This window comes from Paenibacillus fonticola DSM 21315 (assembly GCF_000381905.1).
In the GTDB taxonomy this organism is placed as follows: Bacteria; Bacillota; Bacilli; order Paenibacillales; family Paenibacillaceae; genus Fontibacillus; species Fontibacillus fonticola.
The window spans coordinates 70,056-96,116 of the sequence record NZ_KB907270.1 but is presented as its reverse complement, the minus strand read 5'-3'; the positions used below and the strand labels follow the sequence as shown (position 1 = coordinate 96,116).

At 45.5% G+C, this 26,061-nt stretch carries 22 protein-coding genes, 10 tRNA genes, 1 rRNA gene and 1 pseudogene; 29 read left to right on the top strand and 5 right to left on the bottom strand.

Annotation, left to right across the window (positions count from 1 at the left end):
- Position 1 precedes the first annotated feature (1 nt).
- From rrf to G358_RS0122605, 23 genes and pseudogenes are all read left to right on the top strand, one after another.
- Positions 2-118 (top strand): 5S ribosomal RNA (rrf, locus tag G358_RS0122710).
- 6 nt (positions 119-124) lie between these two features.
- Positions 125-200 (top strand) — tRNA-Asn (locus G358_RS0122705).
- A gap of 45 nt (positions 201-245) precedes the next feature.
- Positions 246-320, top strand: a tRNA-Glu gene (locus tag G358_RS0122700).
- A gap of 224 nt (positions 321-544) precedes the next feature.
- Positions 545-620: transfer RNA gene (locus G358_RS0122695), tRNA-Val, on the top strand.
- Positions 621-637: 17 nt separating this feature from the next.
- Positions 638-711, top strand: a tRNA-Met gene (locus G358_RS0122690).
- A 70-nt stretch (positions 712-781) separates the two neighbouring features.
- Positions 782-858 (top strand) — tRNA-Asp (locus G358_RS0122685).
- A gap of 68 nt (positions 859-926) precedes the next feature.
- Positions 927-999: transfer RNA gene (locus tag G358_RS0122680), tRNA-Lys, on the top strand.
- A 13-nt stretch (positions 1,000-1,012) separates the two neighbouring features.
- Positions 1,013-1,097: transfer RNA gene (locus tag G358_RS0122675), tRNA-Leu, on the top strand.
- 7 nt (positions 1,098-1,104) lie between these two features.
- Positions 1,105-1,179: transfer RNA gene (locus G358_RS0122670), tRNA-Gly, on the top strand.
- A gap of 6 nt (positions 1,180-1,185) precedes the next feature.
- A tRNA-Arg gene (locus G358_RS0122665) sits at positions 1,186-1,262 on the top strand.
- Positions 1,263-1,288: 26 nt separating this feature from the next.
- Positions 1,289-1,372: transfer RNA gene (locus G358_RS0122660), tRNA-Leu, on the top strand.
- Between the two features lie 241 nt (positions 1,373-1,613).
- Positions 1,614-1,721 (top strand): annotated as a pseudogene (locus G358_RS34100) (carboxymuconolactone decarboxylase family protein); the annotation flags it as partial.
- Positions 1,722-1,885: 164 nt separating this feature from the next.
- Entirely contained in the window at positions 1,886-2,272 is a 387-nt protein-coding gene (locus G358_RS0122655) for a MarR family winged helix-turn-helix transcriptional regulator (protein WP_019639552.1), read from the top strand.
- 294 nt (positions 2,273-2,566) lie between these two features.
- The gene (locus G358_RS0122650; protein WP_019639551.1) at positions 2,567-3,223 is read left to right on the top strand and encodes a pyridoxine/pyridoxamine 5'-phosphate oxidase; all 657 of its coding nucleotides are present in this window, start codon (positions 2,567-2,569) and stop codon (positions 3,221-3,223) included.
- Between the two features lie 192 nt (positions 3,224-3,415).
- A complete protein-coding gene (locus G358_RS0122645) occupies positions 3,416-4,486 on the top strand; it encodes a saccharopine dehydrogenase family protein (RefSeq protein ID WP_019639550.1) in 1,071 nt (356 codons plus the stop codon).
- Between the two features lie 36 nt (positions 4,487-4,522).
- Complete coding sequence (locus G358_RS0122640) at positions 4,523-5,899, top strand: MFS transporter (RefSeq protein ID WP_157274455.1); 1,377 nt, start codon at positions 4,523-4,525, stop codon at positions 5,897-5,899.
- A 156-nt stretch (positions 5,900-6,055) separates the two neighbouring features.
- Positions 6,056-6,688 (top strand): streptogramin A O-acetyltransferase Vat(I), encoded by a 633-nt coding sequence (gene vat(I) / locus G358_RS0122635; protein WP_019639548.1) that lies wholly within the window; start codon positions 6,056-6,058, stop codon positions 6,686-6,688.
- Positions 6,689-6,693: 5 nt separating this feature from the next.
- Positions 6,694-7,584 (top strand): Vgb family protein, encoded by an 891-nt coding sequence (locus G358_RS0122630; protein ID WP_019639547.1) that lies wholly within the window; start codon positions 6,694-6,696, stop codon positions 7,582-7,584.
- A 286-nt stretch (positions 7,585-7,870) separates the two neighbouring features.
- Positions 7,871-8,911, top strand: a complete 1,041-nt coding sequence (locus G358_RS0122625; RefSeq protein WP_019639546.1) for a zinc-dependent alcohol dehydrogenase — start codon at positions 7,871-7,873, stop codon at positions 8,909-8,911.
- Between the two features lie 46 nt (positions 8,912-8,957).
- The gene (locus tag G358_RS0122620) at positions 8,958-10,910 is read left to right on the top strand and encodes an alpha-amylase family protein (RefSeq protein WP_019639545.1); all 1,953 of its coding nucleotides are present in this window, start codon (positions 8,958-8,960) and stop codon (positions 10,908-10,910) included.
- Between the two features lie 3 nt (positions 10,911-10,913).
- Positions 10,914-12,065, top strand: a complete 1,152-nt coding sequence (locus G358_RS0122615; RefSeq protein WP_019639544.1) for a sugar ABC transporter substrate-binding protein — start codon at positions 10,914-10,916, stop codon at positions 12,063-12,065.
- A 22-nt stretch (positions 12,066-12,087) separates the two neighbouring features.
- Entirely contained in the window at positions 12,088-12,747 is a 660-nt protein-coding gene (locus tag G358_RS0122610) for a dihydrofolate reductase family protein (protein WP_019639543.1), read from the top strand.
- Positions 12,748-12,769: 22 nt separating this feature from the next.
- Positions 12,770-14,131, top strand: a complete 1,362-nt coding sequence (locus G358_RS0122605; protein ID WP_019639542.1) for an MATE family efflux transporter — start codon at positions 12,770-12,772, stop codon at positions 14,129-14,131.
- A 32-nt stretch (positions 14,132-14,163) separates the two neighbouring features.
- Here the strand turns inward: G358_RS0122605 and G358_RS0122600 are convergent, their stop codons facing one another.
- Entirely contained in the window at positions 14,164-14,337 is a 174-nt protein-coding gene (locus tag G358_RS0122600) for a helix-turn-helix domain-containing protein (protein WP_033404336.1), read from the bottom strand.
- Positions 14,338-14,849: 512 nt separating this feature from the next.
- Here G358_RS0122600 and G358_RS0122595 point away from each other — a divergent pair.
- The 6 genes from G358_RS0122595 (at position 14,850) to speD (ending at position 20,154) form a co-directional block, all read left to right on the top strand.
- Complete coding sequence (locus G358_RS0122595; RefSeq protein WP_019639540.1) at positions 14,850-16,052, top strand: bis-aminopropyl spermidine synthase family protein; 1,203 nt, start codon at positions 14,850-14,852, stop codon at positions 16,050-16,052.
- Positions 16,030-16,506, top strand: a complete 477-nt coding sequence (locus tag G358_RS0122590) for a GNAT family N-acetyltransferase (protein ID WP_240480094.1) — start codon at positions 16,030-16,032, stop codon at positions 16,504-16,506. The genes G358_RS0122595 and G358_RS0122590 overlap by 23 nt, the downstream gene beginning before the upstream one ends.
- The gene (locus G358_RS0122585) at positions 16,499-17,536 is read left to right on the top strand and encodes an HAD-IIIC family phosphatase (protein WP_019639538.1); all 1,038 of its coding nucleotides are present in this window, start codon (positions 16,499-16,501) and stop codon (positions 17,534-17,536) included. Before G358_RS0122590 ends, G358_RS0122585 begins: the two co-directional genes overlap by 8 nt.
- Positions 17,533-17,835 (top strand): phosphopantetheine-binding protein, encoded by a 303-nt coding sequence (locus tag G358_RS30695; protein ID WP_019639537.1) that lies wholly within the window; start codon positions 17,533-17,535, stop codon positions 17,833-17,835. Before G358_RS0122585 ends, G358_RS30695 begins: the two co-directional genes overlap by 4 nt.
- Positions 17,832-19,691: an endonuclease MutS2 gene (locus G358_RS30690; protein ID WP_019639536.1), complete on the top strand. Its 1,860-nt coding sequence runs from the start codon at positions 17,832-17,834 to the stop codon at positions 19,689-19,691. The genes G358_RS30695 and G358_RS30690 overlap by 4 nt, the downstream gene beginning before the upstream one ends.
- A gap of 88 nt (positions 19,692-19,779) precedes the next feature.
- Entirely contained in the window at positions 19,780-20,154 is a 375-nt protein-coding gene (speD, locus tag G358_RS0122570) for an adenosylmethionine decarboxylase (protein ID WP_019639535.1), read from the top strand.
- 229 nt (positions 20,155-20,383) lie between these two features.
- Here the strand turns inward: speD and G358_RS0122565 are convergent, their stop codons facing one another.
- From G358_RS0122565 to G358_RS0122550, 4 genes are all read right to left on the bottom strand, one after another.
- Entirely contained in the window at positions 20,384-21,775 is a 1,392-nt protein-coding gene (locus G358_RS0122565; protein WP_019639534.1) for a sigma-54 interaction domain-containing protein, read from the bottom strand.
- Between the two features lie 188 nt (positions 21,776-21,963).
- Positions 21,964-22,923, bottom strand: a complete 960-nt coding sequence (locus G358_RS0122560; RefSeq protein ID WP_019639533.1) for a DUF561 domain-containing protein — start codon at positions 22,921-22,923, stop codon at positions 21,964-21,966.
- A gap of 48 nt (positions 22,924-22,971) precedes the next feature.
- Positions 22,972-24,216, bottom strand: a complete 1,245-nt coding sequence (locus tag G358_RS0122555; RefSeq protein WP_019639532.1) for an L-lactate MFS transporter — start codon at positions 24,214-24,216, stop codon at positions 22,972-22,974.
- A gap of 156 nt (positions 24,217-24,372) precedes the next feature.
- Positions 24,373-25,941, bottom strand: coding sequence for an acyl CoA:acetate/3-ketoacid CoA transferase (locus G358_RS0122550; protein WP_019639531.1), 1,569 nt, complete (start codon positions 25,939-25,941; stop codon positions 24,373-24,375).
- Positions 25,942-26,061: the final 120 nt, after the last annotated feature.

Here is a 26,061-nt window from a genome sequence, read left to right as displayed (position 1 = left end):
GTTTGGTGGCAATGGCGGAGGGGTTCCACACGTACCCATCTCGAACACGACCGTTAAGCCCTCCAGCGCCGATGGTACTTGGACCGCAGGGTCCTGGGAGAGTAGGACGTCGCCAAGCGGATGTTCCCTGATAGCTCAGTCGGTAGAGCACTCGACTGTTAATCGAGTTGTCACAGGTTCGAGTCCTGTTCGGGGAGCCATTTTCTTAAAATAAATCCGAGCTTACAAGCTTGGATTTTTATTGGGGCCCGTTGGTCAAGGGGTTAAGACACCTCCCTTTCACGGAGGTAACAGGGGTTCGAATCCCCTACGGGTCACCACTTTCATTAATAAGCTTCAGTAGGGTGAGAAGCCCTTGGGGGTTCGTCGGAGCATAAACTTCGGTAGGAGTACATCGCAGTCTCGAACGAAGTGAGAGTATCCCCTACGGGTCACCACTTTCATTAATAAGCTTCGGTAGGGTGAGAATCCCTTGGGGGTTCGTCGGAGCTTAAGCTTCGTTAGTTTAATAAGCTTAGTGGAGTATGGGAAGCCTATTACATATGGAGGCTTAGCTCAGCTGGGAGAGCATCTGCCTTACAAGCAGAGGGTCAGCGGTTCGATCCCGTTAGCCTCCACCATATATTGTTTTTACTGACGCGGGGTGGAGCAGCTCGGTAGCTCGTCGGGCTCATAACCCGAAGGTCGCAGGTTCAAATCCTGTCCCCGCAATTAACCTCAAAAGTATAGATGACTTTGTGGCATCTGAATACTCTAAGAGGACCAAATCTTTACCTAGTGTGGAGCCGTGGTGTAGAGGCCTAACATGCCTGCCTGTCACGCAGGAGACCGCGGGTTCGAATCCCGTCGGCTCCGCCATTACATCTCTGAACAAGGGATAAGAATCCGTTAAGGGTTCGTCGGAGCATTAGCTTGTTTATTACTTTGAGCCATTAGCTCAGTTGGTAGAGCACCTGACTTTTAATCAGGGTGTCGAAGGTTCGAGTCCTTCATGGCTCACTTTTTTTAAAACGCGCGTGTGGCGGAATTGGCAGACGCACTAGACTTAGGATCTAGCGTCTTCGGATGTGGGGGTTCAAGTCCCTCCACGCGCACCACAGATATGCGGACGTGGCTCAGCGGTAGAGCATCGCCTTGCCAAGGCGAGGGTCGCGGGTTCGATTCCCGTCGTCCGCTCCATAATATGCGCCCTTAGCTCAGCTGGATAGAGCGTTTGACTACGAATCAAAAGGTCGGGAGTTCGAATCTCTCAGGGCGTGCCACTTTTTAATTAAATATTGTATGGTATGCCGGTGTGGCGGAATGGCAGACGCGTTCGACTCAAAATCGAATGGGGAGACCCGTGGAGGTTCGAGTCCTCTCACCGGTACCAACTTAAAAGCTCATGTTCATTAGAAATCATTTCTAATGATTTTTTTTGTTTAAGGAAACCCCAGTTCGACTGGAGGTTCAGAAAAGCTTATATCTATGAGTAAAAACCCTTGAACTTCATAATAAGATGAAGCCGGTCTGCCAACCGCACCATCAAATCAAGGAGGACAAGAGAATGGATAAGAGCAGTCTAGCACATACAAAATGGAACTGCAAATATCATATTGTACGCCTTTGCTCCTCATTTTAGCGAAAAGGAGTATGTACATATCATCATGGCGATTAATGTGATTAATAGCTGGAATCGACTTGCAATTTCCACAGGATTGTCACCTGGATGTTTCATATAGACTGGTAAACACGATGTAAGGAGCGGACGCATCTTACTGGAATTGTAATTCAGAATGACACGGCTCTCAAAGTTGACTGAATATAGTTTATATACTAAACTAAAGTCATGGAAAATAATAATAAATATTCACGCAAGGGTATCCAGAATCTGAGTCAGCTTATTATGCAGTTGCAGCGATTGGAAAAACATCCGAATACTTTTGGAGAAGCAGGCCCATTAACTCCGAGTGAAATTCATACGATTGACGCGATTGGTTTGGATGAAGGGGTGTTGATGAGCGAACTGGCCAATCGACTTCATATTACTAAGGGAGCAGTAACGCAAATTATTATTCGTCTAGAGAACAAAAGCCTTGTAAAACGTACGCCCAATCCGGATGATTCAAGAAGTGTGATCGTCTCATTAACCGACTTGGGAAAGGGTGCTTTTCGTGCGCATGAGGAAATGCACTTGCAATTCTATAGCGAGCTGAGCTCACAGTTAACGGATCATGAGATCGAGATCTTCGAAACTTGTATTGCAAAGCTTTGTAAATATTTAAAGTCATGACTTTCTGTAGGGTTGTTTTCAGTACTTTGTACGGCGGGGACAACATACCGAAGGGAAGGTGAATAAAAGTGGCATCCCCCGAATCCACTTTGGCTCGGGCTGGCATGGGAAGCGATCGACGGATATTTAGCAGGGCCGCCAAGGATCGTACAAGTGATTGTATTAGGGGCTTGGCACGATTGGCGAAGCTGCTGGGTTATCAATAGTGATTTTGCAAAACGACTCGATATATGTGGCATAACATGCAACTGCAGCATATCATCGTATTTCGTAAAGAATGAGGTGGAAAGTATTTTGAACGAGTTGATCAGGGATAAAATAAAGCAAAGTAAGACTCTGCGTGGCCCGTTTCCATCATTCGATATCGAGAAAACCCCTAACAACCCTCATTGTTTATTCGAGGAATGGTTTCAATTTGCCATAGATAACGATGTCTATGAGCCCCATTCTATGACGCTATCAACGGTAGATAAACAAGGCTATCCTGATTCACGTGTCCTGATATTAAAAGACATTGATGAAGAGGGTTGGTACTTTGCTACAAGTTCTCTTAGCAAAAAGGGTGAGCAGCTTCGACACAATCCGAACGTTTCATTATGTTTTTATTGGTCAATAGTGGGGCGGCAAATACGAATCCGCGGCACAGTGAAGAAGATGAGTCAAAACCTTAGTTCTTTAGATTTTATGAAAAGGGGCACGGTTGCTAAAGCAGTAGCGTTAATTGAAAAACAAAGCCAAGTGCTAGAGGATCCAGCGGAATTTGAGAATGCGTTGACAGAGAAATTAATTGGGCTGAAGGATGACCCTTCACTTGTCTCATCGAGTTGGAGCTTATATCAAGTGGATGCCAGGGAAGTTGAGTATTGGCAAGCGAATGAGGATCGAAAACATATCAGATTAGTATACCGATTAGATGGTGATCGGTGGACGAAAAACATTCTATGGCCTTAAGTCGAATGGGTAAATGAAGATCAACGTAGGATGGAATAGAAGCTTGTGCATTGCACACAACGTTGAAGAAATATGATGTATATTTTTTTGAGTATATAGTTTAGTTTGTAAACTAGTTTCAATAGCTTGATTCAATTTAAACTCACTTTTCTAAGTTGAATCCATGTATTGATGAAGCGAGGAATAGGCTGATTGAAGGATAAGATCATTGTGGTTGGCGGGTATGGACAGGTTGGCAGCGTGACTTGTCATGAATTAGGCAGAAGATACCCCGGCATGGTATACGCGGCAGGACGTCATTTTGATAAAGCGGTGCGTTTTTCAAAGCAGACAAAGGGAAGGGTGCTACCTTTACATTTTGATGTGAACGAGCCAATTATGGACGATTTTTTCATAGATGTTGCTTTGGTTATCATGTGTCTGGATTTACAAAATTTTGCTTTTGTTCAGGCGTGCATTGATCATGAAGTCAATTACTTGGATATTACCGCTGACTATTCTGTTATATCGAAAATTGAAACGATACGTCCAGAACAATCAACGGTTGTACTCGGTGTCGGTTTAGCTCCTGGGCTGACGAATTTACTCACGAAATTAGGAACAGAGCGGTTGGATCATGTTGATGAAGCAAATATTCACATCCTGTTAGGTTTAGGGGAAGCCCATGGACGAGCCGCGATTGAATGGACGATCGATCAATTGAACTCAACATACACAGTTATCGAAAGAGGGATCGAAAAGGAGGTAACTGGTTTTTCAGATGGGAAGCATGTTCTTTTCCCTGGAGGATTGGGTAGAAGAACAACATATCGGTTTAACTTTTCGGACCAACATGTGATCCCAAGAATACTCGGTATATCCTCTGTATCGACACGCCTTTGTTTCGATTCGGCTTTTATGACTCATGTTGTTGCAGGCTTAAGACGAATCGGTGTTGTACGAGGGTTGCAGCATCCGAAGATTCGTAATAAAGTCGTGGATCTCATGTACAAAATGCAGTGGGGATCAGAGGTTTATGCTGTTTCCGTAGTGGCCACCGGGGTATTGGATGGTCGTCGGGCAGGTTACCAAGGTTCGATTATGGGGACAAGGGAATTTTACGCAACAGGAAGGGTCGCTGCCTTCGCTGCGAACCAATTATATAGCAATCAACAAGCCCCGGGCGTATTTCATATGGAACAATTATTCCAGCCGATGGACGTATTAAAGACATTGGAAGATACGATGACTTTTGAAGAAAAAATAATGGATATTTATGGATAATGAGCTCGAAGAATGAATTAGAATCGAGTGATCTAAATGAGAATACCATCTAGTCTCATAAAATATAACCCTGTAGGGTTGATGACTGCAATATGTATGGGGGCGTTTACCTCACATTATACTGCAGGTGTAGTGAATATATCTCTTCCGTACCTCTCAGACGTATTCGGGGCAGACCTGGAACATATACAATGGATAACGGTTTCCTACTTATTGACGATCGCTGCTTTGTTACCGGTGATGGGAAGTGTGGGCGATCGCTTAGGTTATCGCTTTATTCATAATTTAGGCTATGTTTTGTTTACAATCAGTTCCTTGCTCGTTGCCTTCTCGAGTAATCTCTTTATGCTCTTTGCTTTCCGGGTGGTTCAGGCCATGGGCGCTGCCATGTTTCAAGCGACGAATATTGCATTAGTCTCGATTCATATCCCAAAGGATAGAAGAGGGCAAGCTCTAGGCTTAGTGAGTACTGTCGTTGCGCTCGGCACAATGGCCGGTCCCATCGCAGGCGGATGGATCACGGAATGGTTGCATTGGAAGTGGCTGTTTTTGCTGCATGTTCCGGTCATGATCGTTGCGAGTATCTTGGCCTTGCGTTATATCCCAAAACATAACAAGATCAAGGAACGCAAAGTTTTCGACATCGTAGGTATGCTTTTGTTTACTGGTGGAGTCGTATCTTTCATTTTGGGCATATCCTTTATGAATACATGGGGGATAGGGTCCGCGAAAACGATATGGATCCTGATCGCTTCTCTTTTTGCTATGTATGTATTCTGGCTCTGGGAGTCTCGTCATCCCGTGCCTTTTATATCGATCCAGCTATTTCGTTCTTCTTCTGTATTATCTGGCTTGATCATAAGCAGCAGTTCTTTTTTACTGGCCAATCTTGTATTGGTTGGGGTGCCGTTTTATTTGTCTCATATTGTGCAGCTTTCGCCTGCAGCGGCTGGATATGTTATGCTTGTTTATCCAATCTGTTTGGCTGCAGTAGGAACACTTGCCGGTCGTTTATCGGATCGTTATGGTTCAATACCGTTTGTCATGATCGGTTTAGGCTGTATGGGACTAGGATTCTTAGGTGGTCTGTTCATTCATCATTATTCAACGCTTGCTGGAATTATCGTGATTTTGGCTTCCATCGGACTCGGAATGGGGTTTGTGGCTTCCCCAAATAATAGCTTAATCATTGAGCACACTCCTAAGACATTAGTAGGGGCTGTTGGAGGAATGATTGCTTTGACACGTAATTTAGGAATGGTACTGGGCGCTTCGTTCGGATTAGGTATGCTGAATCATGCTACAGAGATCACTACAGTAAGTTTTTTGCCTATTTTCGGATTTGGTCTCGGAATAAGCGCCGCAAGTATGTTTGTATTAAGATACTGTTGGGCAAGGAGGCATGAAAACTAGGTCAACCGTGAGATGGCTTATTGATGTATTATTCGGCTGAAGCAGCCGAAGACATGCTAGGCCTATCCGTTGATCGGAGAAAGAGGCCTTTCATGTCCCAATCGAGAGACAGGAAGCCCACGGATAGATGTTCATTTTAAAGAAAGGATGATCGAAATGAGAGGACCAAATCCAAATGAAAAATATCCTATACCGGGGAATACGAATCTACAGTTCATTAAAAATACAGTTACAATACCCAATATTATCGCGGGGGATTACTCATACTATGACGCCCTAAATGGAGAAGCATTCGAGGAACAGGTTTTGTACCATTATGAAGTCCTTGGAACAAAATTAATCATCGGCAAGTTTTGTTCCATTGCTCCAGAAACCAGATTTATGATGGATGGCGGAAATCACAGGATGGACGGATCGACCTTTCCATTCAATCTTTTCGGAAACGGTTGGGAGGAATTCACACCCACTCTAGAAGAGCTGCCGATCAAAGGGGATACAATTATAGGTAATGACGTCTGGATAGGGCGGCGTGCAACGATCATGCCAGGTGTGCGCATTGGCGATGGAGCAATCGTGGGTGCTGAAGCCGTCGTCACAAAGGATGTTGAACCTTATACTATCGTAGGAGGAAATCCTGCCAAGGAAATCCGTAAACGATTTTCTCCAGAAGTCATTCAAGAGTTATTGGAAATCAAATGGTGGGATAGGGATATCGAACTCATCCAACAAAATATTGGCGCCATTGTAAGCGGAAATTTGAATATACTCAGAGAAATGAAGAGGGGGTAAGTAGGATGAGAATCACGATACATGAATACGCGCTTGCAACAGATGCGGGACCCTATGGAATAACTGTTGGGCAGGATGGAGCTCTGTGGTATACGGAACAGAAAGGAAATCGAATCGGAAGAATTACAGACAAAGGTAAAATAGACTCATTTGCCATCCCGACATTGAATGCAGGAGCGATGTCGATCGTTGCGGATCGTAATGGCGACCTGTGGTTTACACAATATCGTGCAAACAAGATCGGCAAAATGTCGATGAATGGTCTTTTTACAGAATATGAACTTCCTTCGATGAACTCCTCGCCTTTTGGCATCTCGGAAGGTCCTGATGGTGCAATATGGTTTACTGAAATGAGTAGCGGCAGGATCGGAAGGCTTAACCAATCAGGGGAAATTACGGAGTTCGACTTACCGGTTCAGAAAACATATCCCTCCTATATCACTCAGGGGACAGACGGAGCACTATGGTTTACCGAGAATCAGGGCAATAAGATCGGGCGAATAACTACGAATGGTGAAATAACACAATTTCCAATCCCAACTCCAGACTCGGGGCCTGTCGGCATTACAAGCGGACCCGATGGCGCTCTATGGTTTGTTCAAATTAACGGCAATAAAGTTGGAAGAATTACGATGTCAGGAGAGATAAACGAATTTGAAATACCGACACCTGGCGCTCGTCCTCATGCCATCGTATCCGGAAAGAAAGGTGAACTTTGGTTTACGGAATGGGGGGCCAATCAAATCGGCCGAATTACAACACAAGGAATGATTACCGAGTATGAGTTGCCAACCCAAAATGCAGAACCTCATGGCATTGCAGTTAGTCCTGAAGGTCATGTTTGGTTCGCTGAAGAGTGTGGCCAGATTGCGTGCCTGAGAATTGTTTCAGAATAGCTTGCAACTTTAAGTGGCGAACTGACTAATGTAGTAGAAAAAATGGTAGGGTACTTTTAAGTGGCTTGGCTACTTAAAAGTGCCTTTAGATATCATACAAACAAAAAAGCAAAGCCGCCCTCGTGGCGGTTTTTTGACTTTCACTACCTCATAAAAAAAATCTATTAGCTCTTATGTCAAAATTCGACAAAAATTACCTTACTTTCAGATTAGGGCTATGATAATATTGTGTTCAAACGTTTGCACTAGCAAATAGAACTCAATTAGAGAGAGGAGAGGACGGCAGTTGAAAGCTTTGGTGTGGAGTGAAAAAAATCGTCTGGAGCTATGCGAGAGAGAGGAGCCTCAATGTTCAGGGCAAGATGAAATCAAGGTGAAGATCGAGTTATCTGGTATTTGCGGTACTGATCTTGCAGTAATTACAGGTAAAGAGCCTGGAATTCCAGATGTAATTCGTGGACATGAAGCTGTTGGGACTGTAATTCAGATCGGTTCCGAGGTTACGCGGTTTAAAGTAGGCGACCGGGTCGTTATAGATCCGAACCAGAGCTGCGGACAATGTCGCTTCTGTCAAAAAGGACAGCTGCATTTGTGTATTGGATTAGATGGTCAAGGGATGAGTATAGCAGGCTTAAATACACAGGGAATGTTTGCTCCTTATTTTGTATCTAAAGAGCAGTTTGTGCACAAGCTTGCTGATTCGGTAAGCTGGGAAGCTGCTGTATTAATAGAACCGCTCGCATGTGTCCTTCATAACTTCAAAGAAGCACAGGTGACAGAGCGTGACCGGGTTCTTGTTCTCGGATCAGGTCCGATGGGGCTGTTGTGTCAGATCGTAAGCAAACATTTGGGATGTGTAACGATGGCTTCGGAGTGTAATCCATATCGATTATCCTTAGCCAGTCGATTTTCGGATGACGCCGTTCTCCCTAATGAACTGCAGCAGTCCAGAGTAAACAAGCTGCTTGGAGAAGGAAAATTTGATGTCGTCATTGATACGGTAGGCAATCAGATGGCAGCTGCAGAGCAATGGGTTGAGCGGGGCGGCAGAATTATTCCCTTCGGAATTTACGGGAAATACGAGTATACCATCCATCCAACACACTATACTCAAAATGCGGTCAAGCTGATTGGGGCTGGGGAATATCTAGGCACATTTGAAAAAGCAGTGCAGTTTGCAACCGATCATTCTGAGCTATCATCGCTTGTGACTAGTAAGCATAATTTAGAACATTATGAGACAGCCATTCATGAATTGCTGGGAGATCGCCTCGAAAACGGGGTTTCTTTGGAGTCCCAATCTATTAAAACAGTTTTTGTTTTCTGAAAAATAATGCAAATTTCTTCTTTATGCAAAAAAAGGAGATAGTTCTATGAACCAACATAAGCATTTAAAGCAAATATACCGATTTTTTATGTCGAATAGACGTAAAGAAGCTCAAGCGATATGGATTCCATCTATATGGAATGAATGCGGATATGCGAACGATCTAGATGCGCGTGATGGAGAGATTCAAGTTCATCCTTACGATTTTTTTGTTCAACATCTGCAATATTTATTTGATTCTTCTCCGGAGTATCATTTGGCTGAAACAAGAAATCTGAACGATAGCGTTATTTACTGCTCTTTGGTCAGATATACGACGGCTTGGGATTACGGTCATACAGGCGAACTGGAATCCGGAACCTTTTTACGGACGATGATTTTACTCCCTCTTCTTAAAAAAATGGGCGTTAACATCTTGTATTTGCTGCCTGTAACCCTGTACAGCAACCTGAATCTGAAAGGGGATATAGGCTCACCGTACGCGGTTCATAATTTATTCGAGTTGGATCCCCATTTACATGATTCTTTACTCGACGAGATGAAGGATTTCACATTGCATGATGAAATGGCTGCACTAGTCGAAGCCTGCCACTTGCTGGATATCAAGGTGGTTGTCGATTTTATTCCTAGAGTTACAGCTAGAAATAGCGCAGTTATTGAAGAGCATCCGGATTGGGTGTATTGGATGTACCTGGATCAATTAGAGGGATTTCGTCCGCCAAATATTCCCGAGCTGGGTTTCTTTGAGGAATGTACTCCGGACAAATTGGAGACCGTGTATCGCACTCATGAAACAGCAGATTTTTTGAGTAAGTTTTCCTTTCCTCCTAATGAATTAGATTCCGTACTATGGGAGTCGCTTAAGGCTAGAGCCAAGCAAACGGGAGAGGAATTGCTGACACTTGTAGAAGAAGAAATGGGTATTACGACATCTCCGGCGCATTCTGATTGGATTAACGATGTTCAACCGATCTGGACGGATATAACCTTTTACCGATTGTTCAAGGATATATCTCCAATGGTTAAACCGTATATATCACCTCAGCAAGCGCCTTACGTACTGTTCGATACGATCAAGTGCAACTATTATCCTGGACTTGAGCCAAACCGAGAGCTATGGGACATGCTGATCGATGCAATAACGTTTAACCTCAATACCTACGGGATAGATGGCTTCAGGATTGATATCGGACACGTGCTGCCTACAGCGCTTCTGGAGGAGATTTTTCAGAAAGTCAAAGAAATTAAGCCTCATGCTATTTTAATCAGCGAGGATTTATTTAACCGAAACCACAAAAAAGCTGCGAAAACGGGGTATAACATTATGCTTGGCAGTGGTTGGAACATTATGACGGATATCAAGGTGAACCTATTGCAAAATTATTTGCGGGAACTGCCGGAGCTGGAGATTCCTGTGTTTGCCTGCTCGGAGACAGCAGATACGCCAAGAATAACGAGTCGCGGAGGGGTTAAGCTTGCAAGGATGATGACTGTATTCAATTATTTCCTGCCAAACGCCATACCCTATTTGACCACTGGAATGGAGGTCAACGAGGAGCAGCCGCTTAATTGCGGCTTGGGGGATAATACGGACGGTGCAGAGATTCCTAGAGCATTTTTTAACAAGCTTGCGATTAACTGGACTGAGTCCAGACCTATGATTCCTTTGCTTCAGCAATTGCATCAATGCAGGAAGCAGTACAGCAGTCTGTTGCGAGCGGGTAATTTCTTGGTCCCTGATGATCAGGGTGATGTATTAATATATGCCTATTATCAGGGGGATGAGCTGTTTGTAGGCTGCTTTAATTTAAGCCCTGATACTACGCAAAGCGTTGATTTGGAAGCTATATATTCCGTTAATCATGGGTTTGTTCTCTTGATTGATAGCGATAGCGAGCCTGGATCAGATCATGTTGGACAAAGGTACAAGCAGCTTAAGATCCAACCGCATCAAGGTATGATTTTCTATAATGACAAGATTAGGGCCTGGGAGGAGTAAAAGATGATGACAACCCATAAGAAGGAATTAATCATTTGGCATGAGTTTGATGGTCCTGGGGACACCTCCATTCAAGTCCTGGAGCAGTTATGCGAGGAGTATTCCAAGGAATATGGCGTACAAGTAACTGCCGTGGTCATGAATTTGAAAGAACTGGTAGATCGATTAAATGAGATAGCGAATGGCGGGAAAACAGCTCACATGGCTTTTGTACCGGCTGATATGGCGGCTTTTTGGGAAGCAGGCTTGTATTCCGAAGTACCGGAATCCTTGTCCAGCATAGTAGAAGCTTTTGGAACAAATGAATTGTCCACCATGCAGGTTGGCGCAGTTCAGTATGGTCTGCCTGTATTAAAGGGGAATCACATGGTTCTATATTACAATAGAGAAATTTTCGACAACCCTCCTGAATCCTGGGAGGAAATAGAGAGAGCAGGCAGCGGGCTGAAGCAGCGAGGAATCGTTCCGATAGGTGCGGATCTTCAAGATCCATATTGGTTTATTCCATTCTTCACTGCCTTCGGCGGATGGCCGATCCATGAAGGAAAACCTGCTTTTCTGAATCATGAGATGCAGCAAGCCTTGCATTTTGTCAGTGATCAAATGGAGACAGGTATCCTCACTAGCCTGAATGGTTCTAATGAATTGTTGGAAGAGTTCATAAATGGAAAGGTAGGAGCAATCATCTCTGGTGAGTGGATTTACAATTATTTGGATCAGCAGATGGGAGAACGGCTTGGTATAGGCAAGCTGCCTTCTATTAATGGAGTACCCTCACGATCCATGTCATCTTCTATCGGGCTCGTTTTTCCTAACCACTCATTAGACGTAGAGTCTGAATGGAGGGAGGAGATCATCTCCTTCAGCAAATTTATGTTAAGTGAGGAGAGCCAGCGCAAGTGGGGGACAAAGGTTCAACGAATTCCTGTTCATCCTGAGGTGCAAAAACAGCTTATTTCGACGTATTCACCCAATCGTGCCCAGCTCATTGAGCTGCTAAAGAATAGCCGTCCTATGCCAATCGAAGAAATTATGAAGTCCATATGGCCTGCTATGGGGCAGGGACTTCATCAATTGCAGCATGGTGCTACCAGTGCCTTTAATACGATGGAGCAGGCTTTTCGGGACAAGAGTGCTCATATCGAAGCAAAATAAAATATGGGGAGAGGGTTGAATCATGAAAACCAGTATTTTTAGTCAAATCTCAATAGACGGTAAGTTAACTTTAGGGGCAGGTCAATCGAGCAAACCGTTATTCAGCCTTTTTGACAGCAAGGATATTGAATATATTCATAAATTTCGCGGCAATGTAGATGGAATTATGGTGGGCAAGAATACAATTACTACAGATAATCCGTATTTAACTAACCGATATGAAAATAACAAAAATCCGATTCGCATTATTCCAACAAGAGCAATGGAAATTTCACTGGATAGCCATGTGTTGACGGACGAAGGAAAAACCATCATTGTAACTACTGAAAAAGGAAAAGATGAAAAGAAGATGGAAATTCTCCGCCAGCGAAATAAGGAATGCCTCATTTGCGGTGAAGATGAAGTCGATTTTGTAGAGCTTTATCGTCAGCTAGAGGAGAAATTCGGAATTACCAGCTTAATGGTTGAAGGAGGCGGCTTCTTGAACTGGCATATCTTCAATCAAGGATTAGTGGATGAGATCATTTTGATGCAGCTGCCGATTATCATCGGAGGGTCATCGAACATTACATTGGTAGACGGTGATGGCTATACGGAAATGGATTATATCAAGAGGTTTAAGGTAGCCGAAGTTCAACAAAGAGATAACTATACACTTTTAAGATATTTGAAGGCAATGTAGTCACTAGGGGGAGTATAGGGGAATGAATGCTGAGGCAAAAAAGGATTTTTATAGGAATGTGTACAAAATTGCAATTCCAGTAACGCTGCAAAGCTTGATTATGGCGCTGCTAACCCTGACGGATCAGCTAATGGTTGGTCAACTCGGTGACGTCGCGATCGCTTCTGTTGGAATGTCCAGTAAAGTATACGGAGTCATTTCAGTAGTGTTAGCTGGCTTAGCCATGGGTGTTTCGATTTATGCTGCACAGTTTTGGGGCAAACAGGATCGGAAGAGCATTTCCGGCCTTCTGGGAATCGGATTACTGATCGGCTTCAGCTTGTCCATCCTGTTCTCCTTGTTTGTGTTTCTCAAGCCACAGCTCTGTCTTAGTCTTTTTACAACTGACACCAGAGTTATCGAAGAAGGATATATTTTTCTTGAAATTACAGCTTTAACTTACGTTCCGATGATGCTAACCATGCTGTATTCCGCTATCTTGCGAAGCACACAGCATGTGAAGCTGCCGATGTTTGTCAGTCTCTTTACCGTAGGGTTAAATATCGTTTTAAATTATTTATTGATTTTTGGTAAATTTGGCTTCTCGGAATGGGGGTTGAAGGGTGCAGCGGTTGCTACCTTTATATCCAGAATCGTCGAGTGCTTTCTCATTATTGGGGCTGTGTACAAATTTAAATTGCCAGGCGGCGCGGACTTCAAAGATTTATTCAGCACGTCCAAGCCGTTGGTTTCCAAGTTTCTTCAGACGACGTATCCGATTGTATTAACGGAGTTGATCTGGGTGCTCGGAGAGACTGTATACGCGATTATTTATAGCCGGATGGGGACCGAAGAGATGACTGCAATGACGATTACGTTCCCGCTTCAGGGTATCTGTATCGGTCTTCTTACGGGTCTCTCCAGTGCGGGTGGCGTTATGGTTGGGAACAAGCTGGGAGCTGGTGAAGAGGAGGCCGCAATGCAGTATGCCAAACGTTTTATTTTGCTGGGCATAGGTGTATCTCTAGTTATTGGAGCAATTATAACAATCATCTCTCCCTTCTATGTATCCGCATTTAATGTATCTGACGAGACACATGATTTAGGCATTTATCTGGTCTGGGTATTTGCAGCCTTCCTGTGGGTGAAAGTGAGCAACATGATTATGGCTGGAGGCATATTGAACAGCGGTGGAGACAGCAAATTTGTGTTCGCGATGGAATCTGCAGCAACCTGGCTGATCGGTGTACCGTCAGGTCTGCTAATGTCTTTCGTTTGGAAGCAGCCTATTTTTCTCGTGTACCTTATCCTCTCCATGGAAGAAGTTGTTCGTTTTGCAATCGGTATGGCTCGAATCAGATCGAAAAAGTGGATCAAGAACCTGGTTAACGACCTTGCTGCATAATCATCATTAATCAAAGGCTTATACTCTTTTCATTACTTTTCCTCCTCAATCCAAAATAAGTCATCCAAAGTTTTTTTTAATGAATAACAGATAGCTAAGCATAAATTTAACGATGGATTGTAGTTTGCTTTTTCAATTAAATTAATCGTTTGTCGAGTAACTCCTACAGCGTCAGCCAACTGTTGCTGAGTTAGGCTTTGCTCCATGCGGGCTAGTTTAACTCGATTGATCAAGCGGGTCACCTCCTCGTCTTATTGTAATATATATATTACATATGTAAAGTATATATTGCAATATGAAGGGAAGTTTGACCCGAATTCCTAATTGTGGTAATATGGCTGTAATTTAATTAAGGGGAGAATTTGATGTCCGGGGTCGTTCTTAACTAAACAATTCCATATTTGAAGTCTTGGATTGCCTTTGAAATGCCATTTGCTGAAATAGCGTGGTTAAATTTCTTATGTGCATAAATGGACTTCGGAATTAGTTAAGAACAACGGATATAATCAAAGCCCTAGAGGCTATTTGTGCAATTACCCACATCCGTGCTGTGTTCAGCGCGGATTTTTTTATGGGTAATGATGCAATAGGCTCATATTTGCGGCAGGGATGACGTATGTTCATCTCTGTCTTTTTTGTGTTTTCAGGGAGGCGACGAATGTTGAAGATGAGTGCCGTATGCGGATTGAACAAAACAGATTAAATCAGGAGGGATTAGGTGAAATCTTTTATCGAACAAGCTAAGCAGCATATTGAGTTACAAGAAGGAACACCTGTTATTGAACAATTACTGATTGAGTGCTATATGAACCCGGGAATTTCCACGAAAGAATTAGCGCGTAGAACGCTGCTGCCTACACCAGTTGCTGCCGCCATCAAGCGGGAACTTATTAAAGCAGGAGCATTGCTGCAGGATCGAGGTGTCCGTTGCACGCCTGAAGGGGTGGCAAGGATTGAACGGGAATGGGGTTATCAGGGCTTGAATCGCTCCCTATATCATAAGCTGCTTCAAGATACAGTTTGGACGGAAGGTTTGGAAGAAGTATTGGCCATATTGAAGAAAGTGTTTTCGCTTAGGCCTACAGCGAATGTACAGATTGATCAATCGAAATGTACACCCGAAACTAGTCTGCGCCGTGCTGTTTTATGTTTGAAGCAGTCCGCATTGATCGGGAAGAAAATTGTCTGCATCGGTGATGATGATCTCGTGAGCGTATCGATAGGCTTACTCTTGAATCGCATGTTCTCAGCAGGTGGTCATTCAGTCACTACGGTGGATGTACTGGATATTGACCAACGATTTTTACAATACATTGATGCGGTGGCGACAGAATATCATCTTCCGATCCGTTGTCATCAAGTGGATTTCCGGGAACCTTTGCCGGAGGAACTTCATGGAAAATACGATTGCTTTTTCACCGATCCTCCTTATACGCTCCAGGGAATGGTTCTATTTCTCTCCCGAGGTATTCAGGCATTGAAACGTGAGAGAGGATTGCCTGTGTTCCTCTCGTTTGCTCATAAATCTCCAGCATTCACTCTGGCTATGCAGCGGGAATTGGTGCGCATGGGGTTGACAGTCAGTGCAAATTTCCCACGATTCAATTCTTATGAAGCAGCAGAAATGATTGCGAATCGCAGCCAGATGTTTGTTTTACGTACAACGGATCAGTCACAGCCGGAGTATGCCGGTAAATTCATCGATGCGTTGTACACAGGAGAAGTGAAGCGAACACTTAGAACCTATTGCTGCAAACAGTGCGCAGGATTAGTGCAGGTAGGGGTAACAGAAGACTTTTCCACTATAGAACAACTTAAAAACGACAGATGCCCGCATTGCGGCCATGATACGTTTGAACTGGTAGAGAAAACGATCCTCCCTGCAAAGAAGGAGAAGCATGATGACGATACGATGGATTGAAGCGAAGGATGTTCAGGAAATAGCGGGATGGGAACGAGAGATCGCGATTCTGTCATTTGGCAATGAGGCGGTAACGGATATCGCTTTTCATGTTCGCAAGCTGGAGAAGGCGATGGTGCGTGAACGCTCGGGAATGTTTGTATGGGAGGCGGACAAATGTCTCGCAGGATGGATGTGGCTGAGTAGCAGGGAAAACTCAGTTACTCAGGAAGCATACATGCAATTCAGAAGCTTCTATGTTCATAAAGTTTATCGGGGTACGTTCGGGGTGGATGACTTGTTTAAGGCAGGAATACAATGGGCGATCAGTGAGGGCTGTCAACACATTGTAGGGCATGTACAGGTGCACAATCTGCCGATGCGTGCCTTGTATAAGAAATATGGTTTTGCCCCTACTCACCTTACGATGGAATATCGTGCAAGCACAGCAGAAGGGGAAGAGCGCCGTGATTAAATGTTTAATATGGGATCTGGATGATACGTTATGGCAAGGAACATTAACGGAGAATGGACATGTTGAACTTCGGCCTGGTATCCGAGAGACACTGCTGGAACTAGATAAAAGAGGGGTTATGCAGAGTATTTGCAGTCGCAATGAACCGGAGAGGGTGAACCAAAAGCTGATTGAACTTAGAATTGACCATTATTTTCTTTATCCGCAATTTAGTAAAGGTTCCAAGGTTTCCTGTATCCAAAAGATTGCTAAAGAACTGAATATCGGACTGGATACCGTTGGGTTTATCGACGATAATCCCTACGAGCGTTACGAAGTAAGCCTATATGTACCCGAAGTCTATGTGTATGATGCGGATGCTGCTGTGAGGCTGCCTTCTCTCCCCGAATTTCATGGCAGTGTATCGAGAACGGGAGCTGAACGCCGCCAACTTATGATGATGAGAATGGAGAGGCAGCTTGCGGAGAAGAGGTTTAGTGGTTCGAGGGAAGAGTTCTTACGATCTTGTGAGATGGAACTGAGATTACGCAGTGCTAAAGCGGAAGATGTCATCCGTTTAGTCGAACTGGCATCGCGTACGACGCAGTTTAATAACTTGGTTCAGGCTCCAAATCTTACAGAGATACAGCTCTATTTGCAAGCCGAACGAAGTCAACTTTATGTTGCTCAACTCAAGGATCGATTTGGCAATCATGGCATCGTGGCAATGGCGATGGTTTTAGTCCATGATGTGACTGCAGAAATAGAACTGTTTTGTATTTCTTGCCGGATGGAGGGCAGAGGAATCGGTACAGTTTTTATGGAAGGGATCTTGTCCCGTATGTATCAGGATTGGCCATCGCTGCAACGAGTGATGTGCCGATATCGGCCAAATAAACGGAATCGGCCGACTCTGCTCTTGCTGCAATCGCTTGGATTTAATCGCATTTTGCAAACGGAAGAGGAATGGATTTTTATGCTTCCTCTTCCCTATGAATACAAGGGTTTATCATGGATTCATCTGAAAATGGAGGGAGCGAGTATCAATTGACAGAACACACATATGCGCCTGATATACCTGATACGCCTGATTCTTTAGAGCTGGAAATACGTATTATGGAGATCGTAAGTTCCTTGTTGGGTGGGGCGGAACTATCCTCCACGACCTGTTTACTTGGGCACCAAGGAATTCTTGATTCCGTTACGACTGTAGCGCTGATTGCAGAGCTGGAGCATAAATTTGGAATCGATGTTGGCGATGAAGATTTGACACTGGACAACTTGTCCAATGTCGTACGAATCGCAATCTTATTAAGGAATAAATTAAGCGAAGGAGAAACAAAAGCATGAATGAAGTAAGTGGCAAAAAATTAGAGTACGACAAAATAAAATTACAACTGATTTCCTTCACCATGTCGCCTGGTGGAAAAACACTAGCAGAACGTCATCAGCCAAGTACAGACGGGGCTGTTGTTAAAGAGTGGCTTACGGAGACGGTGGAGGCTGCTAAGTTGCTTCAGTCCGGAAAGAGTGTTCCTTTATCTGCAATGGAAGGTATAGAGACTTTTCTAGGAAGGCTTGGCAAAGGGAATATTTGCACAGAGCGAGAACTTGAGCAGCTAGCTGCTTGGCTGAATACGATAGGACAGATGAAACGCTATATGAATGAAAAGAGACAACTGGCTCCGACCATTAGCGGGTATTCAGATTCATTGCAGGATTTTCCGGCTATACGTGAGGACTTACAGCGATGCATAAGGAACGGTGTGCTTACTGATGAGGCAAGTACAGCGCTCGCCCATGCCAGAAGACAGATTACTTTAACGGAATCTAAAATTGAGCGAAAAGTGAGCCAAACACTGACAAAATATAAAAACTCGCTGCAAGAGCATCTGGTCAGCAGGAGAAATGGTCACTACGTCCTTCCGGTAAAGCGGGAGTCTCGTAAACAAGTGCCAGGCACTGTGTGGGACGAATCAGCCAGCGGTCAAACGGTATTTATTGAGCCGGAAGACGTGGGTGAACTGCATGTGGAAATGCAGATGTGGAAAGCCGAGGAGGACCGTGAAAGAATGATCGTGTTATCCAAACTATCGGAAATGGTGGATAGCAAGGTCGAACTGTTAATAGGCAATCTCGATGTGATGGCTGCATTGGATTTTATATTCGCGAGAGCCAAGCTATCGCTTACTTGGGATGGAATTCGTGTGCGGATTTCTGCACATCCGGTAATTAAGCTTGTCAATGCTAAGCATCCGCTTTTAGGCAAGGCATGCAACCCGATCAGCGTTTCAATTGGATGGGATTGGCGACAGCTTATCATCACGGGGCCGAATGCAGGAGGGAAGACAATTACACTGAAAACCATCGGTTTGCTCGCAATGATGGTGCAGTCAGGCTTGTTAGTTCCAGCAGAAGAAGGAACGGTCTTCGGGATCTTCGAGCATGTGTTTGCTGATGTAGGAGATGGACAAAGTATAGAGCATTCGCTGAGTACCTTTTCTGCCCATATGGCAGCGATAAAAGAAATGTTGGATGTGGCAGGAAAACGTTCATTGCTATTGCTCGATGAGTTGGCAGCTGGAACTGATCCCAGCGAGGGGATTTCCCTATCGATTGCGCTGTTGGAAGAATTGCTGGGGCGTGAATCACTTGTAGCTGCAACGACTCATTTCAATGAGATTAAACGCTTTGCAGCGCATACGCCTGGATGTGCAAATGCACGTATGGCTTTCGATCCAGTAACACTTCGTTCCCTATACCGTCTGGAGATCGGTGAGGCTGGAGATAGTTTTGCCTTTGCCATTGCCCGTCGTTTTGGTCTGCCAGAGCATGTGATAGCGCGGGCTGAGTTACGGATGGCGATCGGAGATAATGATCGGAATGAAGAGTGGTCAGATAAAGGAAGCAAGAAAAAGTTCGTACCGTTGCTAGAGGAAGATGGAGATGAAGATGAAGGTGATGAAGGACAATATAACAGAACAATCAAGCATTCATACGTAGAAAAAGGACAAGGAACAGGTAAGGTTCAGCAAGAAGAGATAATCTATCGTCCGTTGCAAGCGGGAGACAGCATATGGATTCCATTAATGAAATGTGTAGGCACAGTTGAGCAGCCCCCTAACAGTAAAGATGAAGTGATTGTTCAGGCTATGAGCAAGAGATTAACTCTGCATAGCAGCCAGATATCAAGGGATATCCCTTAGAACAAGATCTTTGAGTATAGTTGCTGTGATCCGGCTTAATGAAGGCTTACAAAATATTTTGAAGAAGCACGCAAAGGAGAATGGATGGATGGGATATTCTACGTTTGGACGCCATGTTGTGATGGATATGTGGGGAGTAGATTATGATTTTCTAAACAATGCTGAATGGCTTGAGGAGCTGTTGGTAGAAGCAGCCACTAATTGTGGAGCAACGGTCTGTTCGGTGCTATCCAAGCAATTTGAACCACAAGGAATAACAGTGTTGCTATTGCTTTCAGAGAGTCACCTTTCTATCCATACGTATCCAGAGAAGGGGTTTGCTGCACTGGATTGCTACATATGTGGGGAAAATGCAAATCCTGAACGAGTATTAGAATATTTGGCAGCAGTATTAATGCCCACGTCAACCTATGAAAAAAAGTTAATTAGAGGTATTGGAAAGCTTGAGGTGCAATCCATTTAATAATCATTAAAAGCCTTCATAGGGCGCTATTGAGGTCCCCATATACTACAATCATGAGAGATTGTACGGGGATTGCTATCTGCTATGGCAGTTGGCTATCCCCACGATTACTGTCCAAATGGTCATTGCGCATGCTAGTGACTGAATATAAAATTTAATACCAATCGGGTGACAAGGCAGCGAGGCAGTTTTACTGTTAGTCATTCATACGGATATCACCGTCCTGTTCTCATGCTTTCAGCTTTGTGAGAATGTCCTCCATTTTCTTTAGCTTCCGGTAGACAACCGATCGGTCAATCCCCAACTGTCTGGCCGCTTCGGCGCTGTTGCCGCCACAGACCAGAAGCGTTTGCTGAATATAGCGCCCTTCGGTCAAGGCTGTATATTCTTTCAGACCGTTCAATCGGCTGCGGTTAGCTTGAATGAAGTGATCCAGAGTGAACCAATCTGTAACATGCTCTACTAGCTGCTGCTGGCAAAGTCCCGTCTGATCGATCACGATTAGTCGTTCTATATAATTGCGAAGCTCTCGCGCATTCCCGTGCCATGGTTTGGCCAGCATTTTTTGAAATTCATCTGCCGGCAGCACATACTTTTTATCATATACCTTGTTGAAATGAGCAATAAAGCTGGATATTAGACCGACCAGATCCAGTTTCCGGCTGCGTAGTGGCGGAATGTGGATCGGAATGACGTTGATACGATAGTATAAGTCCTCGCGGAACAATTCTTTCTTGACCATACTCCATAAGTCACGATTGGTGGCAAAGATCATCCGACATTGAATGGGGATCAGTTCCGTGCTCCCTACACGCCGGAATTCATTACGTTCCAGTACATCGAGCAGTTTGGCCTGTATGTCCAGCGGTAGTTCAGCGACCTCATCAAAAAACAAAACCCCACCATTGGCTACCTCGAACAAACCTTGTTTTTCATTCAATAAGCCCGGCATAGCGCCCTTAACATAGCCAAATAGCTCATATTCAAATAGTGAGGCTGGAATGGCGGCACTATTAATCGGGATGAATGGGCCGTTCCATTTAGGGCTCTGGCGGTGAATATATTTGGCTATCACTGACTTGCCTGTCCCGGATTCACCTAGAATCAGTACTTTGCTGTCATAGGAAGCAATCTGGTCACATACCTGAATAATTTGCTTCATCGCCAGGCTTTCGGCGACGACACCGTTGTTTTTAAATACGGAGGCAGCGGTGGCTGATCGTTTACTGTTCTCATGTGCTGGCGGAAGTGTAGAGGCAGCTATCATTGAGGAGCCCCCTCTATATCCGCTGGAGCTTGTAACGACCAACTGCACCTCGCCTGTGTTATCAAGGATGGGCACAGCCGTGGATTTGACCTTAAAGCCCTGTATGGTATTAATGTACTGGGTCACCTTTTGCTTGGATTGAATCGCTTTCATAGTTATAGATTCACTGTAATAGCCTGCTTTCACAAGATCCTGTACATTGTAGCGAAGCAACTCCTCAAGCGGAATGCCGATCGTTAAGGCGGTGAATTCATTAGAGATCAGGATATTGCCTAGGGCGTCTGTGACGAACAGGGTGGCAGGGGATTGGTTGCTACCTTCAGCGGCCCGTTTATCAGTTTGTTTAGACATCATCGATCAACTCACTTTTAGGATATCGAAGTTCTGCTGGGATGCTTCTCTTCATTATATGGAAAGAACAAAAGTTGTCATTATCATTTTACACCTGTAGCTCAAAATGCAGCTCAAAACCATGCAAAAAAGCCGGGCCTTCTCCTGTACTTATGGATTTGGTCCGGCCCCTTGCTGTATAAGATGCTATTTTATACTGGCGTTAATTGTTCACCGATGATCTGAGTCTGGCCAAGACGTTTCAGCAGCGCTTGCGCTTCATTGAACATGCCGGTAATCATCTGTTCAACCGTTGTAATTTCGTTGCACAGCCCGCATATTTGTCCAGCCATGACGGATCCGCGATCCGTGTCTCCTTCGTATACTGCTTTGCGCAGCGAGCCAAGGCTGATTTTCTCCAGTTCCTCACGGGAAGCGTGCTCTTGCTCAAGCTTCAGATATTCGGCAATCATGCTGTTCTTGATGCTGCGCACGGGTCCGCCGATGCTGCGTCCGGTAACGGTGGTGCTGGTATCATCGGCATCGATGACGGCCTGTTTGAAGTTGTCATGGGTCGGACATTCAACGGTGGTGAGGAAGCGTGTACCGACCTGAACACCCAGTGCCCCCAATGCGAAGGCTGCTGCGATCCCGCGTCCGTCGGCAACGCCGCCTGCGGCAATGACAGGAATAGATACGCTGCTAACGACCTGAGGAACCAGAGCCATAGTCGTCGTCTCGCCGACATGTCCGCCAGCTTCGGTGCCTTCAGCAACGACGGCATTCACGCCGAGCGCCTCCATTTTTTTGGCGATCTTGACAGAAGGAATAACGGCGATGACGATGATGCCATGCTCCTTGAAGATCGGCATATACGGAGCTGGTGTACCTGCACCAGTCGTAACGATCTTGACATTTTCCTCGACGATGACCTGAATCAGCTCAGGAATATTGTGCATCATCAGCATCAGATTCACGGCAAACGGCTTGCTGGTAGCTGCACGAACCTTGTGAATTTCCTCACGAAGATCTTCAGCCGACATGCCGCCAGAGCCGATAATTCCGAGTCCGCCAGCATTGGATACGGCACTTACGAGTGGTTCACGGGCAATTTGGGCCATAGCGCCTTGGAAGATAGGATACTTAATACCAAGCAGTTCTGTAATTGTCATTTTAATACCTCCAGATCATATTTCTGTAACAGCGTGCTGCAGCTTGGGTCAAGCTGTTTCAACAATAGTCGGTGCTGTTTTCTTGCTGTTCTCCAGAGCCTTGTACAAGAAGGTCAGCGCAAAGCCAACCAGAGCAATAGCGAGTGCAATGTAGAAAGCGTTGGTGAACATGCCGTTATTGGCTGCCGCCACCGAATTGGCGATACGCGGCCCGAAGAATGCAGCGCCGGAGTAACCGATGAAGGTCACGCCGTAATTGACTCCATAGTATTTCATCCCGAATTTCTGTCCGACGATGGAAGGGAAAACGCCCATCGTACCGCCGAAGCATAGACCAATGCCAATAATGGCTACGGCAAATCCAATGGTAGCATTGGATAATGCCAGCGTCAGCATCATGACGGCAATAACAAGATAGATCATCATCAGACAGCGAAGCTGGCCGATACGATCGGATACGGCACCCCAGAAGATGCGTCCAAGACAGTTGCTAAGTGAATAAAGACTTACAAATAGAGCAGCTACACTGGCCGACAGGCCGAACATCGTCTGGCCAATAACGGAAGCGTTGGAAGTAACCATCATGCCGGACAAAGCGCCGATCAGGAACAGGCAGGCGATCACGTAGAACAGCGGCTGCTTGATCATCTGCCGCCAGTTCAGATTCACGGCACCTGGACGGGGTCCTGACGTCTGCGGCGGTGTCCAGCCAGCAGGTATATACCCCGTTGGACAGGCTTGAGTCAGCAGCCCGCCAGCCATAATGATGATTAGGAAGGAAGTGCCGAGAATCATCATGGTTGTCTGAACCCCGGAGCCGGTAATCAGGGCGTTCGCCAGCGGAGCGACAACAATAGTCCCCCCGCCGTAGCCTGCGGTCACGATACCGGCTGCGAATCCGCGCTTATCCGGGAAAAGTTTGATCGTATTGCCAATCGTAGCGGAATAGACGATACCCTGTCCAAGACCGGCAATGACACCGTAGGTCAGGTTAAGCATCCAGGAGGCGGTAACAAGTCCGGATAAAATAAAGCCGAGACCAAACATCGCACCGCCGAGGAAGATGGCGGCTCTGGCGCCGCCCCGGTCTACGAATTTCCCGCCGAGAATCATCGGAATCGGTGAAATGGCGGCGTTAATCGTGAAGGCCATCATAATCTCTGGCATGCTTGCATTAAACACCTTACTCAGCGGCAGTGCGAAAATACTGAAGGCATAAATGGAGCCGACGCAAATATTGATGAAGGTTGCGGCGATCAGAATTCGCCAGCGATTCAGTTGTACATTTTCCATATCGTTTTGGTCCTTTCTAATGGAGGGATCAGTGAAATGGGAAAAAGTGTTGCTTTGCCCACAAATGGATGATTCATGGCTGCCATAAGACAGCCGCTGGTGTTGTTCTAGCCTGCGCTAATGGTAATCATAGCGTCTTTACTCGCCTTCGCTTACTCATCGTGTCTTGGCTGTAATCACTTCGCGCAGCTTACCCCATTGTTCACGGAACATGCCCGCATCCATTTCCTTAAGTTCCGGCGAGATGACAGGCATGAATTCCATTTGGTCGAGAATCTGGGTTTGCAAATCAATGCCGGGTGCTATCTCAGTCAGTGTCATTTTGCCGTCTTGCAGTTCAAATACAGCACGTTCAGTCACATAGACAACCCGTTGTTTGATCTTGGTCGCGTAGGAGCCGCTGAAAGTGATTTGTTGTACTTTTTTTAGGAATTTCTTCGCTTTACCTTCCTTCACGATACGCAGTTCTCCGTTATCTACAGCAATTTGCAGACCACCTGCCGTGAAGGTTCCGGCGAAGACTAGCTTTTTGGCTGATTGGGAGATGTTAATAAAGCCGCCGCAGCCCGCTACACGAGTACCGAATTTGCTGACATTGACGTTGCCGGATTCATCGGTCTGAGCCAGCCCCAGCACGGACAGATCAATGCCGCCCCCGTCGTAAAAGTCAAACTGGGACACATGATCCACGATAGCCTCGGAGTTGTAAGCATGGCCGAAATCTTTAATGCCTGCTGGTACGCCGCCGACCGAGCCTGCTTCAGTCGTAAGAATCAGCTGATCGCTCACGCCCTCTTCGGCTGCAACCGTAGCTACACAGACCGGAATACCAACGCCCAGGTTAAGCACTGTGTTTGGCACCAGCTCAGCTGCTGAACGGCGGGAAATGATTTTTCGTTCGTCGAGCGGGATGACTTCCATCGCTTCCACCGGAACCTTTACATGCCCGGCGAAGGCTGGGTTGTACTGTGTATTTTCGGTCTGGAAATGATTTTCCGGCTCGGAGATGATCAGGTGATCGATCAATATTCCTGGCACCTTGACGTCCTTCGGATGCAGTGTACCGTTCTTGGCGATGGTCTCTACCTGAGCGATCACGATGCCGCCGGAATTGTGTACGGCTTGGGCTATCTGCAGTACCTCCATATGCAGGCCTTCCTTTTCCAGCGTCAGATTTCCGTTCTCGTCGGCAACCGTTCCGCGAATCAATGCAACCTGAATCGGGAAACTTTTATAGAACAGCCATTCTTCGCCCTCCAGCTCGATTAGCTTGACGATATCCTCCGTTGTGGAGGCTGACATTTTGCCGCCTTCAATGCGCGGATCAACGAAGGTCTCCATGCCAACCTTGGTAATGACACCAGGTCGCTTTGCAGCGATTTCACGGAACAACTGTGCAATCACGCCCTGCGGCAAATTGTAGGCCTCACATTTATTTTCTTCGATTAACTTTGCCATAGCTGGGGAGGCGATCGCTATTCCGCCGATCCACCGTTTCACGAGGCCTTCATGACCGAGATGGCTCATCCCCTTAGTCCGCCGATCACCAACGGCACTGGCATGGACGACAGTTAGATTGCGGGGATGACCGAATTGCAGGAATCGCTCCTCAATAGCGATGCCCATCTCCTCGGCCCAACAGGAGAGCCCGAAACCGCTTGCGGCAATCGTAGCTCCATCCGGGATAAGTGCTGCTGCTTCACTCGCTGAAATGATTTTGGACATGAGTGCTCACTCCTTAAATAAATGGGTTGGAAATACAGTTATACGTGCTAGTAATACTTCCGACATCACTGGGGAAGTTGTTTTTGTTTTATTTCGTGCAAAAATATTTACGTTCACTCC